Consider the following 24,119-nt stretch of genomic DNA (forward strand, 5'->3'; position numbering starts at 1 on the left):
GGGCTCCCGCCGTGTAACCGGGCGGGGGTTCAGAAATAGAAGTGGGCAGATCTCATGGCCACCAGCGGGCAGTTCTATTGGCCGTCAGTGGGCAGTTCCGTGGCCGCCTATGGGCAGTTTGTCATGGCCGCTAACAGTCATCATTTAGTCATCAGATTCAATTTCAGCCGACCCCAATTGACCGAGTACAATTAGGGGCTGTGAACCGCCCGGTTCCCTGTAAACACATGGGAATCCGAGAGTTATCGGACATTTTCGGCAAAGCCCGAGTTAAGGCTAGAACCTTACAGGGGGTCGCAGGTTCAAATGAAGCAAGTGCATGGCACGGGTACAGGCCAATTGGGCATTGGGCGTCTCCATCCTGTTCCGCTTCGAACAGCCAGCAGTCCCTCGTGTGTATCGCGCTCCACGAATCTTTTCATGTCGTTGATGTCGCGGCGAAGACTTAAATCGGAACCCGCGCTCCTTGGTAGCCGCCTGGCGTTAGCTGGCCCAGTAGTCTACGTCGAACTCGCAGGACCAATGCAGGCTGGCACGCATCTTCGGCCAGGAGCCGGGATCATGAGATGCTCTCGACCTTGACTGGGGAAACGGACGCGGTAGGGAATGGCCAGCCGTCGGAATTCGGAGAGTACTGCCGGACGCCGTGATATCCGTTGAATTGATGGAAAGCCGCAGGGCACCTGAAAACTATAAAGAGGGTGCGGTTGGATCTGACGGTAGCGGTGAAACTGTCCCGTCCTGTCGCCACCCTCCCCTGCTAGTGAGGACGCGTTCTGGGCCGATTCGGTGAAGAGCTTCCGTTCCCCGCCCTCCGATAACGGCTGTCCGTCATCAGCATGACCGTCACCCACACCAGGATCGGAAAGGCCGAGGCGGGACCAGCCCATGACGGATTGCCGGAGTTGCTGATGTAGATCATGTTCAACACGATGAGCCACACCACAGACCCCAGGAAGAGGGGGAGACGGATAGGCGAGAACAGAACGGGCAGTCGTCGTTTCACAGAGTGGCGATATTCGGTGTCGGTCATCTGCATGTGCCTCCCGAGTCATCTCGGTCAGTGGTCTTGCGCTCGAGGGTCTTGATCCTGCCCAGAACGCTCAGGTTGAGAACGAGGAGTACGCCAATGAGAAACAGGACGGACTCGGGATCAATCAAGCTCGTGAATGAACAAACTACTGCGCGCTGAAAGCTGGATGAGTTGCGCCGTCGACAGGGTTTGATCGGGTATCTCGTTCAGGATCCGGTAGGTGCAGAGCTGCCTCTACGAGGTGCGTTATATCGACGGAGATTGTTCGTGATTCAGCCATCAGTGTCTCCAGGGGGATCAGTTTGAGGAGTGGTTCTCCCTGGTATGTCCGGGTGATTCCCAAAGGTTCAAATCTGGGCTGATGGGTGTGCAACGGACCCCTTCCGGTTTGGCCCCTAGTTCGGGGCATATTTGAATTGGGCAATGATTGACCGGCTAGTCTGAAAAGTGTCCGGGGGGAGGGGCTTGTGAACGGCGACGCTGTATCGGATGCTTCGCTGTGGCTTGAAGCGGTGGCGGGCACGGAGAGTGCGTTTGCAGTCCTCTTCGATCGGCATCGCGCCCGAATATTCCGGAAGGCCTATTCCCGTCTTCGCAGCGTGCATGATGCGGAGGATGTGGTCGCCATGGTCTTCTTGGAAGCTTGGCGATCCCGCGAGAAAGTGCGTATCGTAGATGGTTCGCTGTTGCCGTGGTTGCTCTCGGTCACGACGTACCTCACTCTGAACAGTGACCGAGCCGCCCGACGCTATCGCCGGCTTCTCGCCAAGCTTCCAATTGCTCCTGCGGCTGATCCGGTTCCCGATGTTGACGACCGGCTGGACCTGCAAGAGCGAGCCAACATACTCACGCAGGCGCTGCGCCGGTTAAGCGCGGTCGAGCGGACTGTTGTCGACTTGTGCCTTGTTGAGGAGCTCTCGATGGCTACGGTCGCCGGGGTGCTTGATGTGCCAATAGGGACAGTAAAGTCACGATTGAACGGTGCGCGCAGAAAACTCCGAACCTATCTAGGTGAGTCGGACATAACAGTACATACGGCCGGCGAATTGACCTCAGAAGGGATACCAGGATGAACTCCGTTGAGCCTGAGATGACCCCTGAGAGAACTGACGCGATTCGTGGGCTCCTTCTGCACACTCTCCGGAACGAACCCGTCCGTCGGATCCAACGTCGACGTCGCCGGATCTTGGTCTCGGTCACTGGTTTCTTCCTGGTCGCGGGCATTGCTACCACGGGTGCCACGGTCCTGCTGCAGGAGAAGAGCGTGGAGAACACGGCGATCGTTCATTGCTACAGCTCGACGAGCGCAGACCCTGATGGCACCTACCCTGGCTCGTCAGCGACGATCGCGGACAGCAACGGACGCGGCCAAGCCCGGGATGCTCTCACGCTCTGCACAGCCATGTGGGAACAAGGAGTGCTCGCGAACGATTTCGAACCCACCAAACCAGCCAATAAGCCCGGTGTGGTTCCGGAGCTGCAAGTGTGTGTGATGCGTGATGGGAGTGCGGCCGTCGTACCCGGCGAAACGGCGAACGTTTGCCAGATAGTCGGGCTCGCACCCCTGGTGAGTTAACCGGTTATCCGAATGTTCCATTTGGACGGAAAACCAACGATTTCACACTGTCATTCCAGCTCCCAAGACTGGCGCAATACGGCGTGCAATTCAGCCTGGATCCTCCATAGCTCACCGCCGTATAGAGAGTCACCCAACACCCGTTCTGACCACTGGCCGAGCTAATGGTGTTGGTCCAACCGGACTCCAGCGAACTGAACCCAAATACTGAACCGGCGCACCCATTCGCCCCCCACAGCGTCAGACTGGAACCAGTTCGGTTTGCGCCCTGATACACCGTCCCGACGATCGTTGATGCGTTGGCGCGGCGAGCAGCCTAGCCCTGTGGCTGGATGCTCGCAATATACGCATCGACTTCGACCTCGGTACCGAAACAGACTGGATCAGTCGGGAGCGTCGGTTCGTTGAGCGGCGTGACCTGTGCCGCGCAGTGCACCTCCACGGCGCCGGGTGCGGATTGCGCCATGGCGCTAGACACCTGCCCGAACGCCAGCACGCCTGCCACAACCAGAACCGCAAGAGTCCCGCGCCTACTTACTTTGCCCATCTGAGCTCCTCTGCATGATCGGGGATCTTCCCCTTCACAGAGAGATGTCCGGACAACCGGAACGGTTCACTCGTGATAGCTCCTGGCAAACCCTGCGGCGAAGCAATTCGGGCTTGATGCCAGGCAACGGTACTTCGACCTACGGCGACGACCTGACGGGCTATTCACCCGCACACGAGGACCGTGTCGATCGGTTCGGCGTGGTCGAGTTGCTTCTTCTCCCCCGGCCGCTCGATCGCGGACCCAGTAACTTTCGCGACAAGAAACCAGCTAATCGCTCAGGGGCACAGGGACTACCGCCTGCAAAACATCTCCACCATGAACCTTCGGACCTAGCCGGACATCCCATAGACAAGAAACAAAACCGACACTATTCAAAGGGGATCACAGATGCACGCCAATACTGGCCGCCGCAAGTGGCAGTCCCTCCTTCTAACGACCACCACAGTGGTCGCTCTTGTTCTTGGGGCGAGCTCTGCGGCCAATGCCGCACCGCAAACACCTCCGCCGACACCTGTCGTCTCGGGTGGGACGCCGGTCACCTTGACCGTCCAGGACGAAACGGACATCGCTGCTGTGATCGGATCCACCGACACCGAAGCCCTCGTATTCGACGCGACTGCCGCCGCCCAGGGTGGCGCGACTCCCCAAAGCATCGCGGACTACGCTGCTGTCCTCGAGTCCGACGGATGGACAGTGGTCGGCACTGTCAAGGCTGCACCCTCGGCTGGATCAGAGCGCGTCGCGGCCCTGGCAGCAAGCTGCTCGGGTAAGAACGGTTACAACGGCCGCTACATTCCATGGGGCTTTCAATTCGGGGCGAACAGCTGCAACACGGCCAAGCTCATAGCAGCTGCCGGACTTGGGTAGCCGGAGTTGGAGCCGTGACTGCAGCCCTGGTGGTGATCGGGGCGGGGGCTGCCGCGGTACCGATCGGAGGGCTTGTTGCCGCTGTGATAACTTTCGGAGGAGCAGCCATCGCCACTTGCCAGGCATTCAGTAGTAACGGTGGGATCTGGTTGAACATCGGTGGCTCTCCGGCCGCGAGTTGTTGGGGTCAGTACGCTGAATCACATGACTACTCGTCGGATCGTCATTGTTCTTGCTGGTGGCGCTCTGCTGTTCGCCATTTGCCACTGCCGCGGTCGCCCTATCGGTATTTTTCGCGGGCGGCGTCGTGGATACCGTACGAACAAACCTCGTGGTGCTGCTCGCTCTGTTCACAACGCTGCTGAGCCTTGCCGCGCTCATCGTTCGCCGCAGAGAGAAATCACACTTGTAGCTGAAAGTAGGGGTGACTGGCCCGTTCAGGGGCAGTCACCCCACTCGGCCACGCATGCAACTCCGTCGACCTTGCTGTCGTAATCGATGTCCATCGGGATGAAGCTGCCGTGGAAAAACAGACCGGACTTGCGAGGTTCGGTGGTGCCATCAGGCGGTAGGGTCACCGCCTCCCGGTACCCGAGGGGTCGTCCGCCAATTACCTGCTCGGGGTGTCGTCCGATGGCGAGCGTGGGATACGGGGCTACACCTTCGGGCATCTCATCACCGAAGTGGCGCTTCGCCCGAGCGTGGAACATCGCGGCGTAAACGTTCGCGATCATCCAAGCCTTGGCGAGGACCACCGGCACATCGACCCGCAGCGAGATGGCCTCCAGCCCCTGCTTGGGCCATTCCGTCCTCGAACAGATCCAGAAACACGTCCCGCTGGGGACTCCAAAGCGAACGAAATCCCATTGGATACACCACACTGGTTTCCCGCTCTGAGCCAGCGCCGAGAACCATGTCGAGACACGAAATGGCGTTCACAGAACGTCGCCACCAAGCGCTGAAACCGGCAGTCACACATGGGATGCGAACCGTGGTGAGACGACTTTCTGAGACGCTGGGCAGTCCCGGACCTGCGGGGGAGGGGAGGTGGGATTCAGAAGATCCGCTGTCTTGGACATGCGAGCGCAGCCCCGTAGCGGTCTCGGGAAGCGGGGCCGAGGAGCGGAACGCAGGGACGGTGCACGGCAACGAACGCCGCGGTATTTGGGGGCCTCATGGTCGAGGGGCTATGCTGGGGCCGACAGTGTTGCTGACACCACTGTCAGTAAGGTTGGACATGTTCGTTGCATGGCGTGACCTCGGCTTCGCCCGGGGCAGATTCGCTCTCATTGCTTCCGTAGTGCTTCTCATCACCCTCTTGGTCGGGTTCCTGGGCGGCCTGACCCAGGGGCTCGCAAACGCCAACATCTCTGCGGTGATGCCGTTCCAGGCCGACAAGGTCGTGTTGTCTGCGCCGGCAGAGGGCAAAACGCTCAGCTTTTCCGATTCCACGATCAGCGCCGAGTCCGCGGCCATCTGGTCGGCGGCGAACGGCGTGGATGTCGTCGAGCCGCTCGGCATCCTGACCAGCAGGGTCACGGCGGCCGGGGATCGCGAGCAGACCGCCTCGCTCTTCGGTGTCGACAGTTCGTTCGCCCGTGTCTCACCGAACCAGATGATCCCCACGGAGGCGGGCACCGTCATCCTGTCCGAGCGTTCGCACGAGGCCCTGTCGGCCGACGTCGGCGACGAGATCTTCATCTTCGGCGACACCTTCACAGTGGCCGGAGTGTCCCAGGACTCCGAGTACAGCCACACCGGCGTGATCTGGACCACGATCGACGACTGGCGCGCCACCGTGACCAAGCAGACGGCGGCAGAGGCCCCGTTCGCGACGGCGCTTATCGTGCAGGGCGCACCGACGGATGCCGCCCTCGTCGACGCAGACGCGGCAACTGTCTCAAGTTCGGTTCTGATGTCGTTGATGGCGATCGAGGTCTTCAAGAGTGAGATCGGCTCGCTAGGTCTCATGCTCGGCCTACTTCTCGGAATCTCCGCGCTGGTGATCGGGGCGTTCTTCACAGTCTGGACCATCCAGCGCAGCAAGGACATCGCCGTGCTGAAGGCGCTCGGTGCTTCAACCGGCAGTCTGGTGCGGGATGCGCTCGGCCAGGCGTTTGTTGTGTTGCTGGTCGGCGTGGGGCTCGGAATCGGGCTCACCATCGCGGCCGGCGCCGCACTGCCGGCGGCCGTTCCCTTCGTGATCAGCCCGCTCACCACCCTGGTTCCCGGCATTGCCATGGTCGGCCTTGGCCTGGTCGGTGCAGCATTCGCGCTGGGCAGTGTCGTCAAGTCCGACCCGCTGTCCGCCCTCAATGCCCAGAACAGCTAGGAGTAAACCATGATCGAACTTCGCGACGTCACCCTCACCTACCCGGACGGCGACAGCGTCATCACCGCGATCAATGCGGCGAGCCTGATAGTTCTCCCCGGCGAGATCACGGCGATCACAGGCCCCAGCGGTTCGGGCAAGTCGAGTCTTCTGGCCGTGGCCTCTACGTTGATCTCACCCGAGCAGGGCTCGGTGCTGATCAACGGCACCGCGGCTGGTGGCCTCGCCCGCAGGGAGACCGCCGCTTTGCGCCGCGATCAGATCGGCATCGTCTTCCAGCAGGCAAACCTGCTCCCGTCTCTCACCGCACTCGAGCAGCTTGAGCTGATGAGCCATCTGGGCTCGACCCCGTCTAATCGCTCGAGGGCCCAGACGCGGGCGAAGGCGATAGAGCTCCTAGCTGCCGTCGGTGTGGAGAAGAAGGCGAAGAAGCGCCCGCACGCCCTCTCCGGTGGAGAACGTCAGCGGGTGAACATCGCACGAGCATTCATGAATGACCCTTCCGTCCTGGTGGTCGACGAGCCCACCAGCGCCCTGGACCAGGAGCGCGGCGCCGCCATCATCGAGCTGGTCATCGATCTGACCCGCACCCGCAACGTGGCCACCCTGTTGGTGACCCACGATCGCAGCCACCTGCCGCTGATGGACACCGTTCTGAGCATGGTCGACGGCAACCTGAGCGTGCACGAAGCGGCGGCGGCCGCTTAGGTTGCACCCCGACGCAGGCGCCAAAAGCGTGGCTGAAGTGCCACCTCGTCGGCGTCGTTCACGTCTGCGGCCCGGAAAGGTAAGTGTCGTTAGGGGTGCAGCGACCCGGCCGGCTGCACTGCGGCATGGACCAGGGCGATGGTTGAGCGGGTGACGGCATCAGAGTCAGCATTCGACTCAATGGCCCCCATCGCCGCCTCTAGTACCCCGCCGAGCAGGCGGGCGGTGATCATCAGGTCGGGCACACCCAACTGCTGCAGTGCTCCCATGAACGGGGCGATCTGCTCGTGGTGCAGTTCGGCCAGCCGGGCCCGGCACTCGTCGGGCAGCTGTGCTGCCGACAGGGCCGCGGCGGGGCGATGCGCTCCCTCGGTGGCTTGGCGCAGCGTCTCGCGCACGTAGGCGTCCATCACGTCGAGCGGCTCGGTTAGCCCGTCGAGCGCGATGGCGAGCAGGGCGTTCGAGCGTGGGAATGAGTCTTCGATGATGGCCGCCAGGATGCCGGCGCCCGAGTCGAAATACTGGTAGAAGCTGGGGCGGGCCAGGCCCGCGGCTGCGCCTACGGCCGCTGGGGTGACGGCCGAAACGCCCCCATGCACAAGCAGCTCTATGGCGGCCGCCAGGAGCGCCTCGCGCTGGCGTCTGCGGTGTTCTGCTACGGTCGGCGCGGATATCTTCGGCATGCCTTGCTGCCCTTCTCATGCGATTGCGCCTCCAGTTTAGTGAGCGTGAGAAGCAGTCGGTCATGAGTGGACCCTCTGCCCAGACTTGGCCAGATGGCCAGGTCGATAGTGCATGGCGGGAAAACCGTGGTCATTCTGGGTGTTTCCCAGACTTGGCCATCTGGCCAAGTTCAACTAGGGTCAACGCATGACGACAACACAAGAACACCGAAGTGTGGAGGAGCGGCGGGAGCAGCTGGTCGACGCTGCGCTGGCCGTGATGACCGACGACGGCCTCACGGCCGTGACTACACGGGCGGTCACTGCTCGTGCGGGGCTCCCTCACGGAGCGTTCCACTACTGCTTCGGCTCGAAGGCCGATCTCTTCCGCGCGGTTCTCGAACGAGAACTTCGCCGTTCGATGACTGCGTCGTTCGCCGTGGAGATCGACTCACCTTCGGTGACCGAGAAGGTTGTGGCCGGAATCCGGGCGAACCTCGACCTCGTCCGGGCGCGACCCGACGCGGCCCTCGCGCTCACCGAGCTCATCTCGCTGGCGCGGCGCGACCCAACGCTGCACGACCTGGCCCGGTGGGAACACGAGTCCTACACTCGAGAGGTCACTGCCAGCGTCGAAGCATGGTCGTCCGAGCGCAACATCTCATGGCGCATGCCGGCGGTCCAGGTATCCCGAGTGTTCATCGCTGTTTCCGAGGGAATCACCTCGTCATGGCTGAGCGATCGGGACGACGAGGCGGCCGAGCAATCGATCGCCGTTGCGGCCGAAGCGCTCTCCACTCTGGCCGAGGAGGGTGCCGCATGAAGTGGGTGTACCTCGGCGCCGCGATCGTGTCGGAGGTGACGGCGGCGCTCTCCATGCAGGCCGCGGTCGGCCAGCCGGGCTGGTACGCGCTTGTCGTCGCCGGCTACCTTGCGTCGTTCGTGCTTCTCATTCAGGTGCTGCGTGCCGGAATGGCGATCGGGGTGGCATACGGCATCTGGGGCGCATCGGGCGTTGCGCTGACCGCCGTGCTGGCGGCCGTGCTCTTCGACCAAGCCCTCACGCCAGTCATGCTCGGGGGCATCGCGATCATCGTGGCCGGTGTGCTTCTCGTCGAAATCGGATCACAACGGTCCCTCGCTGCCCGCGGGAAGGCGGCAATCTGATGGGCTGGCTCCTGCTCGCCATCGCGATCGTCACCGAAGTGTTCGCGACGATTAGCCTCAAGCTTGCGACCGAAGGCAACAAGCGCTGGTACATCGCCGTCGTTGCGGGATATCTCGTCGCATTCTCGCTGCTCGCGGTCGCCCTCACCCTCGGATTGCCTATCGGCATCGCCTACGGAGTCTGGGCCGCGACCGGGGTCGCGCTCACAGCGATCCTCGGCCGCATCCTGTTCAAAGATCCGCTGTCAGGCACGATGATCGTGGGCATTGGCCTCATCATCGCCGGGGTGTTCCTCGTCGAACTCGGTCACTGACAGTCAGAGTTCAGTCATCCCTCCGTCAACACGGAACAGGCTCCCGGTCACGAACGACGATTCGTCGCTGGCGAGGGTGACCACCGAGATCGCCGTCACTAGGGAGGTCCCCGGATCTGTCACGGTCCGGGGGAGAGTCACCCTACCCACCCATAGGCCGACGTTGTCCGATTATCTGAGTGGTCTCATCTCGTTACTCTCCTCTTATGGGCGCCCAGCGTTACTCCGACTGTCCTCAATCGATTGCCGTAGCGGGGTGGTGTGACTGCACCGTGTCATAACGACTGCCGTGGGCGCGGCTCGCGTCCCCGGATTGGGACAGGGGCGGGTGTGCGGTGGTGGATAGAGTTGGCCGGTCGAGGCGCGCGTCGTGAGGTTCAGCATTTGCGCTATTTATTGGAAGCGAGAGCATGTTCTGTATCGAGGAAGCCGCTAGCGCGAGTGACTCCAGGGTCGTTGATGACGAACGGGGCGTGTGGATACAGTTCCTGGCCGGTCGGGGGAGATCTTCTGGCGGAGTGTTCAAGCTGGTCGTGGGGGAGACGGTTATTCCGTTTGAAACCGATCGCGACTTTTTCGAAGACGCAGACGGTGCCGGGCACCTTCTGACTCGATTCGTCTTCTTCGGGCTCTCTCCGGCCGCGAACGCGAGGGGTGTCGCGCCGAACGTGATCACGTCCCTTGCTGAGCGGCGCGAGTACATGCTTCTGGCCACCGAAGCTCTTCTGGTTTTCGGGAGTTTTTACGACGGCGATTCCAAGCCGGAGGGCTGGACCCAGGTTGAGCTAGACGGGCTCATCTACACATTGGCCAGCTTCGGGTGCGAATTCGGATCGGCGTCTAACTAATGGACACGTGATTGCAAAGCCAAATGATTTCCCTACGGTAAGCGCGTCAGTCTTGGGTTCTGCGCCCGTCGCGGTACAAGGAAACGATCCCGCCAATGATTGCAGCGATCCCGAGTGGAATACCGAAGTAGACCATCAGTCCCAATCGATCGCCGCTGTCTACGGTCCCGAAACCTCCGAAGAGCCCGATCGCGGAGAAGATGCAGGCGAATATCCCGAACCCGACCAGGGCCCAACCGTCAGTCGACTTTCCGCGTCGCAGGAACACATTGCCTCCAAGCTGTGGGCTCAGCGGAGGGAAGGTGTGGCATGCCGGTAGCCTACTGCGCCGCTCATTGTGACGCGGGGTGACCCACTACCGGTCGCGACCGGTTTGGTCGGGTGAGGCCCAGGAGATAAATCCACCCCTACCCGGCGAGGTTGGTGATTAGCCGCGGTCGCGAGCCATGCCTGCCTCGGTGTTCCGGGCGCCGGTGGCGACCCCGTGCGGAGACGCCTCCTCGATCTGCCGAAGGTCCTCTTCCGTGAAGACGACGTCAGCGGCGGCGGCGTTTTCTTCCATCCGGGTCGCCTTGGTGGTACCCGGAATGGGAGTGGTCCCGGCTTGGATAACCCATGCCAGCGCGAGCTGCGCCGGAGTGATGTTCTTCCTCTCGGCAATCCCTCGAAGGGTGTCGACGACACGGAGGTTTGCGTCGATGGCCTCATCGGAGAAGCGGGGCAGGTTCCGTCGGGCATCACCCTCGGGGAGGTCATCTTTCCGGGTGACAGTGCCGCCAAGGAACCCCCGCCCAAGGGGTGAGAACGGAACAAATCCGATACCAAGCTCGCGGGCGGTGTCGAGGACCCCGTTGTGCTCGGCATCCCGCTCGAAGAGGCTGTACTCCGACTGGATCGCCGCGATCGGGAACGTTGCGTGCGCTCGCCGGAGAGTGTCTGCGGAGGTTTCCGAGACTCCGATGTAGCGGACCTTCCCGGCGGTGACGGCTTCCCCCATCGCCCCGATGGTGTCCTCGATCGGGGTTTCCGGGTCGACCCGGTGCAGGTACCAGAGGTCGATGTGGTCGGTTCCGAGGTGCCGCAGCGACCGGTCCAGGGCGAGACGGGCGTAAGCGGGCGACCCGTTCAGTCCCTTGGGAGTGCCGTCGTCGTCGAACTCGGTCGCGAACTTCGTCGCAACCGTCACACTGTCCCGGTCGATGCCGAGTGCTTTGCCGAGGAGCTGCTCGTTGGCGAACGGCCCATACGCTTCCGCCGTGTCGAACAGGGTCACCCCGAGATCCAGGGCGCGACGGATCGTCTCGATGGAACCCGACTCGGTGGCGCCGCCGTAGAAGGCGCTCATTCCCATGCAGCCGAGGCCAAGTGCCGAGGTGGTGAGGCCCTGCGAGCCGAGAGAGGTCTGCTTCATAAGTGGTGTCCTTCGCGTGAGCCGGGATGACCGGATACCCCGAGCATCCACCCTGGTGTGCACACCATGTCAAATGGGAGACTGGTGACCATGAACCCGCTCCCCGACGTCAACACCGCGACCGGCACAGCTCTGACGATCTCGGCGGCAGCCGATGCACTCGGTATCACCGTCGACACGATCCGCTACTACGAAAAGGAAGGCATCGCTCCGGCACCGAGACGCGGGGGCGACGGGTGGCGGCGTTACGACCAGGCCGCACTCACCTGGCTGGCGGGTGTGGCGATGCTCAGGGGTACCGGGATGAACGTCAAGGAGATGAAGGAATACGCTGCGGCGTACCGGGCTGGGTCCAGCGACGAAGAACGGCTCACCCTCCTGGAGCAACACCAGACCGCCGTCCTCGCGCGTCTGGCCGAGGTCAACCGACACCTCTCCGCCCTTGAACGGAAAATCGACGCCTACAAACAGGCCATATCGGGCACTCCGGAACCGTGAGATAGTCCATCGCCCAGAACCACGCTGCCGTCACACGATCCTCAGTGTCACAGAACCCTCGACAGGGCACGTTCACCGAACGCCGACAGTGACCGGTGAATGTCACAGCAGGCTTAATCCCGCGGCAGTTATGGAATTTCCTTGACGCCGTCACGTGCCCGCGGTTATGGTCAGTCATACGATTAACTGCACGATCACGAGGAGGTGGTACAGATGGCACACAAGGGCCGCGCGACAACGATGTGGGAAGTCGCCCAGCACGCTGGTGTGTCCCAGGCCACAGTCTCGCTCGTGCTGAACAACGCACCCGGCAATCGGGTGACCGACGCCACCCGAACTCGCGTCATGGCGGCAGTGAACGAACTGGGCTACCGCACCAACGCCTTTGCCAAGTCCCTCCGTAGTGGTGAGTCGGGGATCATTGGTTTCATATCCGATGAGGTGGCAAGCGCCCCCTTCGCGGGAAAGCTTCTCAAAGGGGCCCAGCTCCTGGCCTGGCAGACCGGCCATGTCATTCTCAGCGTCGACACCTACAACACCGCCGAACTCGAGGCGGCTGCAATCGACATGATGCTCTCCTACCGGGTGCAGGGAGTCGTCTATGCGTCGATGTACCACCGGGTGGTCGACATCCCTCTCGCGCTGCGGGACGTGCCCACGGTTGTCGTCAATGCCCGCGACCGCGCGGGCCTGGTCTCCAGCGTCTTCCCCGACGAAGAACTCGGTGGTTACACGGCAACACGGGCCCTGATCGAAGCGGGCCATCGACGCATTGCCATGATCAATATCCAGCCACCCGAGAGCGACCTGCCCGCTGGCATCGGACGGCTCGCCGGCTACCGTCGGGCACTGGCCGAGGCCGGCATCGCCGAGGACCCAAGGCAACTGCGCTCCGGTACGGGCATCGTCGAGGACGGACTGGACCTCGCCAAGGATTTGATGCGCCAGACCGACCGGCCCACAGCCATCTTCTGCGGAAACGACCGCACAGCCTGGGGGGCCTACCGCGCCCTCGAGTCTCTGGGCCTCCGCGTCCCCACTGACTGTTCCATCGTCGGCTTCGACAACCAGGACACTATCGCGCCCCACCTGGATCCCGGCCTGACCACGATGGAGCTGCCGTATGAACAGATGGCTCGACGGGCCGTCGAACTCCTCCTCAACGAAAACAAGCAGAAGCCCAGCCAAAATCCCATTGAATGCTCACTGATCTCCCGTGGATCAGTGGCGAGTGCAAAGGTGCCCGCATGACAGTTCAGCTTTCACCCCCACAAGTGCCAATCTCGCCCCCTCCCATTGCGCGAACGAAGCGGAAGCGCCGCTCGCCGCTGAAACGCGCGCTCGTGTCATGGCAGTTATACGTATTACTAACTCCGGCTGTGGTCTATGTGCTGATCTTCAAGTACTGGCCGATGTACGGCGCCCAGATCGCGTTCCGCGACTACAACCCCGCGGACGGCTTCTCCGGTAGCCCCTGGGTGGGGTTGGAACACTTCGCCCGGTTCGTCACGTCGTTCCAGTTCGAGCGGCTCCTGGTGAACACCCTGAGCCTGAACGCATTGGGGCTGCTGCTGGCCTTCCCGGTGCCGATCATCCTCGCGCTGATCGTCAACCAGCTGCAAAGCGAACGGTTCAAGAAATTCACCCAGACCGTGCTCTACTCGCCGTCGTTCATCTCGATCGTCGTGGTCGTCGGCATGATCCACCTGCTCTTCTCGCCCCGCGCCGGGATCGTCAACAACGCCATCGAAACCTTCGGCGGTGATCCGGTGTTCTTCATGGGGATACCCGAGTGGTTCCGGCCGCTGTTCGTGGGATCGGACATCTGGCAGAACGCCGGCTTCTCGATGATTGTCTACCTCGCCGCCCTCACCGCGATCGACCCGTCGCTGCACGAGGCCGCCCGGGTCGACGGCGCCAACAAGATGCAGCGCATCCGGCACATCGACATCCCCGGCATCATGCCCGTGATCACGATCCTGTTCATCCTGGCGATCGGCAACCTCTTCAACCTCGGATTCGAAAAGGTGCTGCTCATGCAGACCGACCTCAATCTGCCGACGTCCGAAGTCATCCAGACCTACGTCTACAAGGTGGGACTGCAGCAGGCGCAGTTCAGCTACTCCGCAGCCATCGGGCTGTTCAACTCACTCATCAACCTCGTCTTGCTGCTGACCTTCAACCAGGTTGCCCGCAAGGCGGGCCAATCAAGTCTCTGGTGACGACGCCATGACCCACATCACTCACACGTCCGACGCTCCGCTTACCGAGCCGAAGCCCACGCCGCCACCCCGCGCGGCACTGCCCCGCAACACCGGCAGCTGGCGCTCCCGCATGGCGGATCCGGTCTTCAACGTCGTCGCCATCGGCGGGTTGCTCCTGGTGATCCTGGCAATCCTCTACCCGATGTACTTCATCGTGATCGCCTCGTTCAGCGAACCGTCCGAAATCCTCAACGGCAATGTCTGGTTGTGGCCCAAGGGCTTCACCGTCGAGGGCTATGCCCGGATCTTCTCGGACTCCACCATCCTGCGCGGCTTCGGCAACTCCGTCCTCTACACCGTGGTGGGCACCTGCATCAGCGTGGTGTCGGTGCTCTGCGCCGCCTACGCCCTCTCCCGCAAAGACCTGTACGGGCGCACATTCTTCATGCTCCTGTTCATCATCACCATGTTCATCGACGGGGGACTCATCGCCCGCTACCTGGTGGTGCGCGACCTCGGTATTCTCGACTCGATCTGGGCCGTCGTACTGCCCGGCGCCATCGGCGTCTGGAACCTCATCATCGCGCGGGCCTTCTTCGAGAACAACGTTCCCGCCGAGCTGCGGGATGCGGCGCAACTCGACGGCGCACACGACTTCAGGTTCTTCTGGAGCATCGTGCTCCCGCTGTCGAAGCCGCTGATCTTCCTGATGATCATGATCCACCTGGTCGCCAACTGGAACGCGTTCTTCGACGCCCTGATCTTCCTGGAAGACCAGAACAAATACCCGCTCCAGCTGGTGCTGCGCAATGTGCTGATCCAGTCCGAAGTGTCCTCGGCCGGCGGCTCGGGCGCGATGGATTCCTACGCTGCCGCTCAGCGCCTGGGCGAACTGATCAAGTACGGAATGATCGTCATCTCCACGCTGCCGCTGCTCATCGTGCTGCCGTTCATGCAGAAGCACTTCACCAAGGGCGCCCTGCTCGGCGCCGTCAAGAGCTGACCTCCCGTGCCCACCACCAACCCCACCACCAAGAAGATCGGAACACAGATGAGACACCGTAGTTTCTTCACCAGCATGGCCCTGGGCGTGAGCGGCGTGCTGCTGCTCAGCAGCTGCTCGGCCGGCGGCAACAGCACCGAAATCGAGGACAAATCCGCTGACTTCGGCTTTCAGGCAGACGGCCTCCCCATCGTGACCGACACGCTGTCGCTCTCGTTCGGCGGCACGAAGTCGGCCCTGGCGCCCGACTACGACACCATGGCCCTCGTGCAGCAGTGGGAGGCAGACACCAACATCAAGATCAACTGGAAGAACCTCCCCGAGCAGGTGTACATCGAGAAGAAGAACCTGATGCTCGCCAGCGACGACCTGCCCGACGTGCTGTACAACTCCGGCCTGACCGACGCCGATATCGCGCAGTACGGCGGCAACGGCACGCTGCTGCCGCTGGAGGACCTGATCGAGGAGTATGCGCCGACCCTGTCCGGAATCCTCGACGACCGCCCGGACATCCGTGCCGCGATCACCGCCTCCGACGGTCACATCTATACCCTCCCGTCGGTCGAGGAGCTCGGTATTCTGCAGCACCCGAACTTCCTCTACATCAACACGGCCTGGCTGGATGCCCTCGGCCTGCCCATGCCGACCACGATCGACCAGTACCACGACGCTCTGGAGGCGTTCGCGACTCAGGACCCCAACGGCAACGGCCAGGCCGACGAGATCCCGCTGTCGTTTCGCACCGACTCCTTTTGCGCCAACCCCAACGATCTGATCGCCGCGCTGGGCGGTCAACCCGAGAACAACGACCACCGGATCGTGCGTGACGGCGAGGTCGAGTTCACGGCCAACACGGATGGCTACCGGGACGGCGTCGCTGCCCTGGCCGACTGGCATGCTGATGGCCTGATCGATCAGGAATCGTTCTCCCAGGACGACCTCGCCTACCTCTCTAAGGGCAAGGCGGAGACCCCAGTGCTCGGCTCCTTCTTCTGGTGGGAGTTGAAGGAGATGGTCGGGGACGACCGGGTCGATGACTACGCGCTCCTGGGCATCCTGGAGGGTGTCGACGGAGACAAGCTCGCCAGCGTCGCCAACAACCAGGAGATCAACCGGGGCGCGATGGCCATCACCAAGTCCAACGAGTACCCGTCGGCCACCATGCGCTGGGCCGACCGTCTGTTTGACCCGGTGATGTCCGCGCAGTCCAACTGGGGCCCTGTCGGGGTCACGCTCGAAGAGGATGCCGCCGGCATCCTGGTGCAGATCCCGGCGACCGGAGGCGAGGCCGAGGGGGAGCGCCGCCAGAAGGTCGCCCCGGGCGGACCGAAGATCACCACGAAGGAGGACTTCGCGACAGTGGTGGCACCCGAGCCCCGCGCGAAGGAACGCCAAGACCTGGTCACCGAGTACTACGCGCCCTTCAAGGCCAACGAGGCCTACCCGCCGGTGATGCTCTCGACCGAGGAGCTCGACCAGACCTCCTTCGCCGTGACCGACATCAACGCCCTCGTCAAGGAGAAGTTCGCGGCCTGGATCGTGAACGGAACCGTGGACAAGGAGTGGGACGGCTACGTCTCCCAGCTGGAGTCCCTGGGCGTCGACGACGTCATCGCCACCTACCAGCAGGCCTACGACCGCTTCCAAAAGGGCGGAGAGTAACCCTCCGGCTCGTGTGGGCGCCCGCCCGCACGAGCCGTTTTCCCTCATTACCTGCGCGCCCGTCGCTCACGTACTAACCGACCGACCAGACGACTGACACGTCAGGAGCACCCATGACCACCACCCGCCCCGAACTCACTCTTTCTCGGGAAAATCTGCCCACATCCTCGCCCCGTCCGGTGGCCCACTTCACTGCTGAGAGTGCCTGGCTGAATGACCCGAACGGCCTGCTGTACCACGACGGGGTCTACCACCTCTTCTTTCAGACCAATCCGTTCGGCGACACCTGGGGCAACATCTCCTGGGGACATGCCACGTCCAGCGATCTCGTGTCATGGACCGAGCAGCCCATCGCCATTCCGGCCACCGCCGACGAGATGGCGTTCTCGGGCAGCGCCGTCGTCGATGTGCGCAACACCGCTGGATTCGCGGGACCCGGCCAGACGGCGCTGGTTGCGATCTACACCAGCGCCCGGCCGGGACTGATCGACGGACCGTCAAGCCAGGCGCAGTCCTTGGCCTACAGCCTCGACGCCGGAATGACCTGGACCCGGTATGCGGGCAACCCGGTCCTGGACATCGGATCCGCGGAATTCCGCGACCCCAAGGTGTTCTGGTACGGCGGCGACGACGGCTACTGGGTGATGGTCGCCGTGGAGGCGACCAACTTCCGAGTGGTCATCTACACCTCCGACGACCTGATCACCTGGAGCCGGCAGTCCCATTTCGGTCCCGCCCACGCGGTCGGGGGAGTATGGGAATGCCCGGACCTCTTCCCGCTGACCATTCAGGGCACGGATGAGACCCGGTGGGTGTTGGTGGTGAGCCTGAATCCCGGTTCGATCGCCGGAGGATCCGGAACCCAGTACTTCATCGGGGACTTCGACGGCGCGGTCTTCACCCCCGACCGCCTCTCCGAGTCCACCGACCTCTCGACCTTCGACTGGCTCGACTACGGCCGGGACTACTACGCGGCGGTGTCATTTAACGACGCGCCGGACGGTCGCCGTCTCATGATCGGTTGGGCAAGCAACTGGGAGTACGCCAACGTCACGCCCACCTACCCCTGGCGATCGGCGATGTCCCTTGTCCGTGAGCTGACCCTCGTGCGGTCCGCGGATGGGCGCCTGCGGGTAGGCCAACAGCCGGTGCTGCCGGCCGAGCCCTCGGCGGTCACCGTTTTCACGGTCACCGTGCCCTGCGGCCCGGGCGAGCGCACCGAGCTCACCCTGAGCGGCGCCGCGGACGATCGGGTGGTTCTCATGATCGACGGCGACGAGCGCACTATCTCCTCCGACCGCACCCACAGCGGCGCCGTGGACTTCCACCCCGCATTTCCCTCTGTGGACACTGCACCCCTGATGAGCGACGATGCGCGCCTGCACCTCACCATCGTCATCGACGCCACGATCCTTGAGGTCTTCGCCGACGACGGCACCGTCGCGATCACCCAGCAGATCTTTCCCCGCGCCCCTCTCACCTCGCTTCAGGTCGAACCGCTTGCGCTTTGAAGCGGCCGAGACATTCTCGTCGTGGGGGAGACCGTTACTGACCTCGTGTTGAACCGTTGGTACCGTTCTCATCGTCGTTACCGCGTTGATCGCCGGTGCTGCTGGCCTGATCGATGAGTCATGCTCGGCGGAGTAGCGGGCGCAACGCGGCTGGATTGGCCAGAAAGTGGCGGCGGCGCTCTGCCACCGCCGTTTGCACGGCAGCCAGGCGCCCGTGAGCGCTTGGGCGAACCGCGACGGCGCCGGTCACGAGCTCGGTGCCCAGAATCGCCAAGGTGCTCTCGACCCGGGGGGTGAGCTGGTCGGTGAAGGACGCCAGATAGCCGCCGAGCACCACGATTTGCGGTTCCAGCGTCACGATCAGGTTGGACAATGCGATGCGGAACCAGTGAGCCGCATCAGCCACTGCCGCAACCGTCTGAGCATCGTTCGCGGCGTACCGGCGCACGAGCTCGTTAAGCGCGTCGGGCAGTCCGTTGTCGCGCCGGAAGTCATCAAGGCCTGCAGCATGCAACACCGCGGTTGGCCCAGCAGCCACGACCAGGCAGCCGTCTTTGCCACACTCGCACCGGGCACCATCATGCTGAACGATCATGTGGCCGGGCTCGAATGCTGCACCCCGTGCGCCATGGAGAACGCGACCATTCACAATGGCGCCGCCGCCGATACCGGTGTCGGATTTCACGTAGATCATGTCGGTGACCCGCCCGACTGTCGGGTCACGTTGCAAGGAGGTGAACTCGGCGTACGCAGCCATGTTGCCATCATTCGACACTGTGATGCCGTGGGGGAACGGAGTCATCCGTGACCCTAGGAGTCGACCGACATCAACGCCGAACCAGCCGAACTCTATCGAGGAGGTGACAAGACTGGTTCCGGTGGGGACTCTGCCGGGCAGAACCACCTCGAGTGCAATGACGGTGTGGCCGGCGACCTGTAACTCTTGGACGGCGCCGTTGATGTACGTGGACAGGAGGTCGACGAGTGCCTCGGGGTTGCCGATCGGGGTGCGCACATGGTGCTCGGCGCCGACCAGCATTCGTCCGGATAAGTCGGAGCCGTATATCAGCACCTCGTCTACGGCGAATTGGATGCCCAGCACCGCTAGGTGGTTGCCGGCGATTTCGAGACGTGTGCGGGGCCGGCCGATCTGAGCCCCCGTCGACTCGGCTGGCGAGCCAGGGGTGCCCGACTCTGCAGCCCGCACCAGGCCGAGCTCGATCAGGTCGGCGATCAAGGTGGTGACCGAGCCACGCACCAGCCCGGTGCCGGTGGCGATCTCCGCCCGGCCGGCCGACCCGACGGTGTCGAGATGAGTGAGCACCACTCCGAGATTGTGTTCCCGCACGTCACTGCTCACGAGCCGTGCGGAAGCCGAATGTGTCATCTACGGATGATGTCACACCGTGCCCGAGCCGGGGGTTGCCGGCTCCCCAGCCGGCCGTCGCCACGGGACCAAAGCCCCTGCGAGCACTTAGTTCAACGGTTGTACGATTTGGCTAGGCTCATCCGGTCGGCACTGTCGCAGCCGCGGCACCAGCATGGGCGGCGGGCACACGACTGAGGAGCAGGCGCATGCTGGACGAGAAATACCACGTTCTCTTCGACCCGATGAAGATCGGCACTGTAGAGATGAAGAACCGTTTCGTGATGGAGCCCATGGGCCCCGGTGGGTTCTGCGACGAGCAGGGCGCCTACACCGAGCGCGCCGCCGACTATTACGTTGAGCGGGCCAAGGGGGGCGCCGGCCTGATCATCACGGGCACCACCAAGGTGGAGAACGAGGTGGAGGTCTGCTCCCTGCCCTCGCTGCCGTGTGCGACCCTCAACCCCAACTACTTCGTGTCGACGGCCAAGCCGATGACCGAACGCATCCACGCCTACGGCTCGAAGATCTTCTGTCAGCTTGCCGCCGGGTTCGGCCGGGTGTCGATCCCGTCCATTCTCGGCCAGACCGCCATCGCCCCGTCGCCCATCCCGCACCGGTGGATCGACGGTGTGACCTGCCGCGAAATGACGGTGGAGGAGATCCATTACATCGTGAAGAAGTTCGGCGAGGCTGCCGCGGTCTGCAAGAAGGCCGGCTTTGACGGCGTGGAGGTTCACGCCGTGCACGAGGGGTACCTCCTCGACCAGTTCGCGATCTCGTTCTTCAACCAGCGCACCGATGAATACGGCGGATCGCTGGAGAACCGGCTGCGTTTCGCCGTCGAGATCCTGCACGAGATCAAGCGCACCTGCGGCGCCGCCTTCCCCGTCTCGCTGCGCTACGGCATGAAGTCCATGATCAAGGATTGGAAGGTGGGCGGCCTGCCGGGCGAGGAGTTCGAGGAGAAGGGCCGCGACATCGAGGAGGGCATCGCCGTTGCGATCCTGCTCGAGAAGGCCGGCTACGACTGCCTCAACGCGGATGTCGGAAGCTACGACTCCTGGTACTGGACCCACCCGCCGATGTACCAGGCCAAGGGCCTGTACCTGCCGTACAACCAGATCCTCAAGAGCGTCGTGAAGATCCCGGTGATCACCGCCGGCCGCATGGAGGACCCGGACCGGGCATCCGACGCCATTCGCAATCTACAGACCGACTTCATCGGCATGGCCAGGCCGCTGCTGGCAGACCCCGACATTCCCAACAAGATCCGTGCCGGCAAATACAACACCGTGCGCCCGTGCCTGTCATGCCAGGAAGCCTGCATGGGCCGTCTGCAGCATTTCACCTCTATTTCCTGTGCCGTCAACCCCGCCGCCGGCCGGGAGAAAACCTACGGCCTCTCGCCCACCCTGCTCAAGAAGAACGTCATGGTGGTCGGCGGCGGCGTGGCTGGATGCGAAGCCGCCCGCACCCTCGCCCTGCGCGGCCACACCGTGACCGTGTTCGAGAAGACCGACCGGCTCGGCGGCAACCTGATCGCCGGCGGCCAGCCCGATTTCAAGGAAGACGACCTCGCCCTCGCGGCCTGGTATACCAACGAGCTCACCGAGCTGGCAGTGCCCGTGCACTTCGAGACCCTCGTTACCAAGGCCATGGTGGAGGCCGGCGGCTACGATGCCGTGATCGTTGCCACCGGCTCCAAGCCCAAGATGATGACCGTCGATGGCGCCAACCGTGTCTACACCGCCGAGGACGTGCTGCTGGGCCGGGAAGACGTCGGTGCTTCCACGGTGATCATTGGCGGCGGTCTCGTGGGCAGCGAGCTGGCCCTCTGGCTGGAGGGCCGCGGCATCGCGACCACGCTCGTGGAGTACCAGAACGACATCCTCACCGCCGGTGGGCCGCTCTGCACTGCGAACTCCGACATGGTTCGCGACTTGGTCGCATTCAAGAACATCGACCTGCGGGTGAACAGCATGGTCACCGGATCTCGCGACGGCGGCTACGTGGTGCGCGACCGAGCCACTGGCGACGAGACCGTCATCGTGGCAGATTCGGCCGTGCTCGCGGTTGGCTACGTGTCTGAGCGCTCGCTCTATGAAGAGATCCAGTTCTCGGTGCCCGAACTGCACCTCATCGGCGATGCCGAGCAGGTTTCGAGCATCATGTACGCGGTGTGGAACGCCTATGAGGTGACCAAGAACATGTGACCGGTTGACGTCCCGGCCAAGCGATCTGCGCTTGGTCGGGTCGTCGAGTTTGCACCGTTGGACAGCGACGGTGCCTTCGCCCGAACTTGAACGAAGGCCCCAGACTCAAGAGCTGAACACCCTCATACCGTCTAGATCCCGCTTAGCGCTTCCTCATCGGCCGCGACATTCTTCTGCACGGCGAACTGGGTCCGGTGCAATTCCTCGTACCGCCCACCCATAGCCAGCAGTTCCTCGTGTGTACCGCGCTCCACGATCGAGCCGTCCTCAACCACGAGGATCAGGTCCGCGCTGCGGATTGTGGAGAGGCGGTGGGCGATCACCATCGCCGTGCGGCCCTCGAGCGCCTCGCTGAGGGCCGCCTGCACGGCGGCCTCAGACGTCGAGTCCAGCGCCGCCGTCGCCTCATCGAGGATGACGACGCGCGGCTGGGCAAGCAGGAGCCTCGCGATGGTCATCCGCTGACGCTCACCCCCGGAGAGCCGGTAGCCACGCTCGCCGACCATGGTGTCCAGCTGGTCCGGCAGGGACCGGATGAGCGGCTCGAGCCGCGCACGGCGCACGGCATCCCACACCTCATCGTCGGACGCCTCCGGCCTAGCGAGGCGCAGGTTGGAGAGGATGGTCTCGTGGAACAGGTGGCCGTCCTGCGTCACCATGCCCAGGGTGTGTCGCATTGACGCGAAAGTGACATCGCGGACATCCGTGCCCGCGAGGCGCACGGCGCCGCTGTCGACGTCATACAGGCGGGAGAGCAGCTGCGCAATTGTGGATTTGCCGGCCCCGGACGTGCCAACGAGGGCAACGGTCTGCCCGGGCTCGATCCTGAAGGACACGCCGTGCAGCACCTCCTCGCCGCCGCGGGTGTCCAGGGTGGCGACCTCCTCGAGCGAGGCGAGGGACACCTTGTCTGCGGACGGGTAGGCGAAGCGGACGTTGTCGAATTCAACGGACACCGGGCCTTCGGGAACGGCGGCGGCGTCGGGCTTCTCCTTGATGAGCGGGTCGAGGTCGAGCACCTCGAAGACGCGCTCGAAGCTGACCACCGCGCTCATGATCTCCACTCGTGCGTTGGCGAGGCTGGTCAGCGGCGCGTAGAGGCGGGTGAGGAGCAGCGCCAGGGTGACCACGTCACCGGTGTTCAGCTGGCCGGCGAGTGCGAGGGAGCCGCCGAGCCCGTACACGAGCGCGAGGGCCAGGGCGGAGACGAGCATCAGTGCGGTGAAGAAGACGAACTGCAGCATCGCGGTCCGCACCCCGATGTCGCGGACGCGGGCGGCGCGCACGCGGAACTCCTCGGCCTCCTCGTCGGGCCGGCCGAACAGCTTGACGAGGGTGGCGCCGGGCGCCGAGAAGCGCTCGGTCATCTGCGTGCTCATGGCGGAATTGTGATCGGCGGCCTCGCGGCGCAGCGCTGCGAGGCGGCTGCCCATGCGGCGCGCGGGTACCAGGAAGATGGGGAGCATGATCACGGCGAGAACCGTCACCAGCCAGGACGTGCTGAGCATGACGATCAGGGTGAGGGTCAGCGCCACGAGGTTCGTGACCACGCCGGACAGTGTGCCGCTGAAGGCCTGCTGAGCGCCGATCACATCGTTGTTGAGGCGGCTCACGAGGGCGCCCGTGCGCGTGCGGGTGAAGAACGCGATCGGCATCTTCTGCACGTGGTTGAAGACGGCGGTGCGGAGGTCCAGGATCACGCCTTCGCCGATCCGCGCCGAGTACCAGCGGGTCACGAGTGACACGGCGGCGTCGGCCACGGCCACGAGGGCGATGACCACGGCGAGCCACACGATGGTGGAGGCCGCGCCCTCGGCGACGATGACGTCGACCACCTGGCCGGCGAGTACCGGCGTTGCGACCGCGAGGAAAGCTCCCACGATGGAGAGGGCGATGAAGATCACCAGCATGGGCCGGTAGGGCACCGCGAACGTCAGGATCCGCCGAACGGACTCACGGGAGAAGCCGTGCTTGCCGTCCCTGGCGCTCGAGATCTTGTACAGCGAGCTCCAGGCCGCGCCTTCCATGCTCATTGAGGTTCCTTCCGTGGGCAAACGACCAGTTTAGACGGCGGCTGGCCCGAGTTGGGGTTCTCCCCAGCGGCGGCGACCCCGGGTGTGTGAGGAAACGTCTTCAAATCCCGTCGGCTCGATGAGCGGTTGTTGTGAAGGAGAGGGGCGCCCGGAGGGGT

General features: G+C 63.5%; 21 protein-coding genes. 15 read left to right on the forward strand and 6 right to left on the reverse strand.

Annotated features, from left to right (window positions below):
- Window positions 1-1,500: 1,500 nt before the first annotated feature.
- Window positions 1,501-2,106: an RNA polymerase sigma factor gene (locus ACEN2M_RS02930; protein WP_441646628.1), complete on the forward strand. Its 606-nt coding sequence runs from the start codon at window positions 1,501-1,503 to the stop codon at window positions 2,104-2,106.
- Between the two features lie 507 nt (window positions 2,107-2,613).
- Here the strand turns inward: ACEN2M_RS02930 and ACEN2M_RS02935 are convergent.
- Window positions 2,614-2,886: a peptidase inhibitor family I36 protein gene (locus tag ACEN2M_RS02935; RefSeq protein ID WP_441646629.1), complete on the reverse strand. Its 273-nt coding sequence runs from the start codon at window positions 2,884-2,886 to the stop codon at window positions 2,614-2,616.
- A 660-nt stretch (window positions 2,887-3,546) separates the two neighbouring features.
- Between ACEN2M_RS02935 and ACEN2M_RS02940 the strand changes: the two genes are divergently transcribed.
- Window positions 3,547-4,026 carry a hypothetical protein gene (locus ACEN2M_RS02940; protein ID WP_441646630.1) on the forward strand — a complete coding sequence of 160 codons (480 nt, stop codon included), beginning with the start codon at window positions 3,547-3,549 and terminating at the stop codon, window positions 4,024-4,026.
- 437 nt (window positions 4,027-4,463) lie between these two features.
- Here the strand turns inward: ACEN2M_RS02940 and ACEN2M_RS02945 are convergent, their stop codons facing one another.
- The gene (locus ACEN2M_RS02945) at window positions 4,464-4,781 is read right to left on the reverse strand and encodes a hypothetical protein (RefSeq protein ID WP_441646631.1); all 318 of its coding nucleotides are present in this window, start codon (window positions 4,779-4,781) and stop codon (window positions 4,464-4,466) included.
- Window positions 4,782-5,326: 545 nt separating this feature from the next.
- On the opposite strand from ACEN2M_RS02945, the gene ACEN2M_RS02950 reads away from it, so the two are divergent.
- Window positions 5,327-6,358: an FtsX-like permease family protein gene (locus ACEN2M_RS02950; protein WP_441646632.1), complete on the forward strand. Its 1,032-nt coding sequence runs from the start codon at window positions 5,327-5,329 to the stop codon at window positions 6,356-6,358.
- Between the two features lie 9 nt (window positions 6,359-6,367).
- The gene (locus tag ACEN2M_RS02955; RefSeq protein WP_441646633.1) at window positions 6,368-7,066 is read left to right on the forward strand and encodes an ABC transporter ATP-binding protein; all 699 of its coding nucleotides are present in this window, start codon (window positions 6,368-6,370) and stop codon (window positions 7,064-7,066) included.
- Window positions 7,067-7,155: 89 nt separating this feature from the next.
- Here ACEN2M_RS02955 and ACEN2M_RS02960 read toward each other — a convergent pair whose 3' ends face one another.
- A complete protein-coding gene (locus ACEN2M_RS02960; protein ID WP_441646634.1) occupies window positions 7,156-7,749 on the reverse strand; it encodes a TetR/AcrR family transcriptional regulator in 594 nt (197 codons plus the stop codon).
- A gap of 187 nt (window positions 7,750-7,936) precedes the next feature.
- On the opposite strand from ACEN2M_RS02960, the gene ACEN2M_RS02965 reads away from it, so the two are divergent.
- The 4 genes from ACEN2M_RS02965 (at window position 7,937) to ACEN2M_RS02980 (ending at window position 10,057) form a co-directional block, all read left to right on the forward strand.
- Complete coding sequence (locus ACEN2M_RS02965; protein ID WP_441646635.1) at window positions 7,937-8,551, forward strand: TetR/AcrR family transcriptional regulator; 615 nt, start codon at window positions 7,937-7,939, stop codon at window positions 8,549-8,551.
- Complete coding sequence (locus ACEN2M_RS02970) at window positions 8,548-8,895, forward strand: DMT family transporter (protein ID WP_441646636.1); 348 nt, start codon at window positions 8,548-8,550, stop codon at window positions 8,893-8,895. Before ACEN2M_RS02965 ends, ACEN2M_RS02970 begins: the two co-directional genes overlap by 4 nt.
- Window positions 8,895-9,209 carry a DMT family transporter gene (locus ACEN2M_RS02975; RefSeq protein ID WP_441646637.1) on the forward strand — a complete coding sequence of 105 codons (315 nt, stop codon included), beginning with the start codon at window positions 8,895-8,897 and terminating at the stop codon, window positions 9,207-9,209. The genes ACEN2M_RS02970 and ACEN2M_RS02975 overlap by 1 nt, the downstream gene beginning before the upstream one ends.
- 410 nt (window positions 9,210-9,619) lie before the next feature.
- Window positions 9,620-10,057 carry a hypothetical protein gene (locus tag ACEN2M_RS02980; protein WP_441646638.1) on the forward strand — a complete coding sequence of 146 codons (438 nt, stop codon included), beginning with the start codon at window positions 9,620-9,622 and terminating at the stop codon, window positions 10,055-10,057.
- Between the two features lie 427 nt (window positions 10,058-10,484).
- On the opposite strand, the gene ACEN2M_RS02985 is transcribed toward ACEN2M_RS02980, so the two are convergent.
- Window positions 10,485-11,468: an aldo/keto reductase gene (locus ACEN2M_RS02985; protein WP_441646639.1), complete on the reverse strand. Its 984-nt coding sequence runs from the start codon at window positions 11,466-11,468 to the stop codon at window positions 10,485-10,487.
- A gap of 90 nt (window positions 11,469-11,558) precedes the next feature.
- Between ACEN2M_RS02985 and ACEN2M_RS02990 the strand changes: the two genes are divergently transcribed.
- The 6 genes from ACEN2M_RS02990 to ACEN2M_RS03015 all read left to right on the forward strand — a co-directional run bounded on the left by ACEN2M_RS02990 (window position 11,559) and on the right by ACEN2M_RS03015 (window position 18,346).
- On the forward strand, window positions 11,559-11,966 hold the full coding sequence (locus ACEN2M_RS02990) for a MerR family transcriptional regulator (RefSeq protein ID WP_441646640.1): 408 nt from the start codon (window positions 11,559-11,561) through the stop codon (window positions 11,964-11,966).
- 213 nt (window positions 11,967-12,179) lie between these two features.
- Window positions 12,180-13,217 carry a LacI family DNA-binding transcriptional regulator gene (locus ACEN2M_RS02995; protein WP_441646641.1) on the forward strand — a complete coding sequence of 346 codons (1,038 nt, stop codon included), beginning with the start codon at window positions 12,180-12,182 and terminating at the stop codon, window positions 13,215-13,217.
- 128 nt (window positions 13,218-13,345) lie between these two features.
- A complete protein-coding gene (locus tag ACEN2M_RS03000) occupies window positions 13,346-14,188 on the forward strand; it encodes an ABC transporter permease (protein WP_441646642.1) in 843 nt (280 codons plus the stop codon).
- Window positions 14,189-14,195: 7 nt separating this feature from the next.
- A complete protein-coding gene (locus tag ACEN2M_RS03005) occupies window positions 14,196-15,173 on the forward strand; it encodes a carbohydrate ABC transporter permease (protein WP_441646643.1) in 978 nt (325 codons plus the stop codon).
- 6 nt (window positions 15,174-15,179) lie between these two features.
- A complete protein-coding gene (locus ACEN2M_RS03010) occupies window positions 15,180-16,835 on the forward strand; it encodes an ABC transporter substrate-binding protein (protein WP_441646644.1) in 1,656 nt (551 codons plus the stop codon).
- Window positions 16,836-16,948: 113 nt separating this feature from the next.
- Window positions 16,949-18,346 (forward strand): glycoside hydrolase family 32 protein, encoded by a 1,398-nt coding sequence (locus ACEN2M_RS03015; protein WP_441646645.1) that lies wholly within the window; start codon window positions 16,949-16,951, stop codon window positions 18,344-18,346.
- 118 nt (window positions 18,347-18,464) lie between these two features.
- On the opposite strand, the gene ACEN2M_RS03020 is transcribed toward ACEN2M_RS03015, so the two are convergent.
- Window positions 18,465-19,706, reverse strand: coding sequence for an ROK family protein (locus tag ACEN2M_RS03020; protein ID WP_441646646.1), 1,242 nt, complete (start codon window positions 19,704-19,706; stop codon window positions 18,465-18,467).
- 215 nt (window positions 19,707-19,921) lie between these two features.
- On the opposite strand from ACEN2M_RS03020, the gene ACEN2M_RS03025 reads away from it, so the two are divergent.
- Complete coding sequence (locus tag ACEN2M_RS03025; RefSeq protein ID WP_441646647.1) at window positions 19,922-21,928, forward strand: FAD-dependent oxidoreductase; 2,007 nt, start codon at window positions 19,922-19,924, stop codon at window positions 21,926-21,928.
- A gap of 131 nt (window positions 21,929-22,059) precedes the next feature.
- Here ACEN2M_RS03025 and ACEN2M_RS03030 read toward each other — a convergent pair whose 3' ends face one another.
- Window positions 22,060-23,961, reverse strand: a complete 1,902-nt coding sequence (locus ACEN2M_RS03030) for an ABC transporter ATP-binding protein (protein WP_441646648.1) — start codon at window positions 23,959-23,961, stop codon at window positions 22,060-22,062.
- Window positions 23,962-24,119: the final 158 nt, after the last annotated feature.

The sequence above is a fragment of the Cryobacterium sp. W22_MBD10_FK3 genome (genome assembly GCF_052113745.1).
In the GTDB taxonomy this organism is placed as follows: Bacteria; Actinomycetota; Actinomycetes; order Actinomycetales; family Microbacteriaceae; genus Cryobacterium.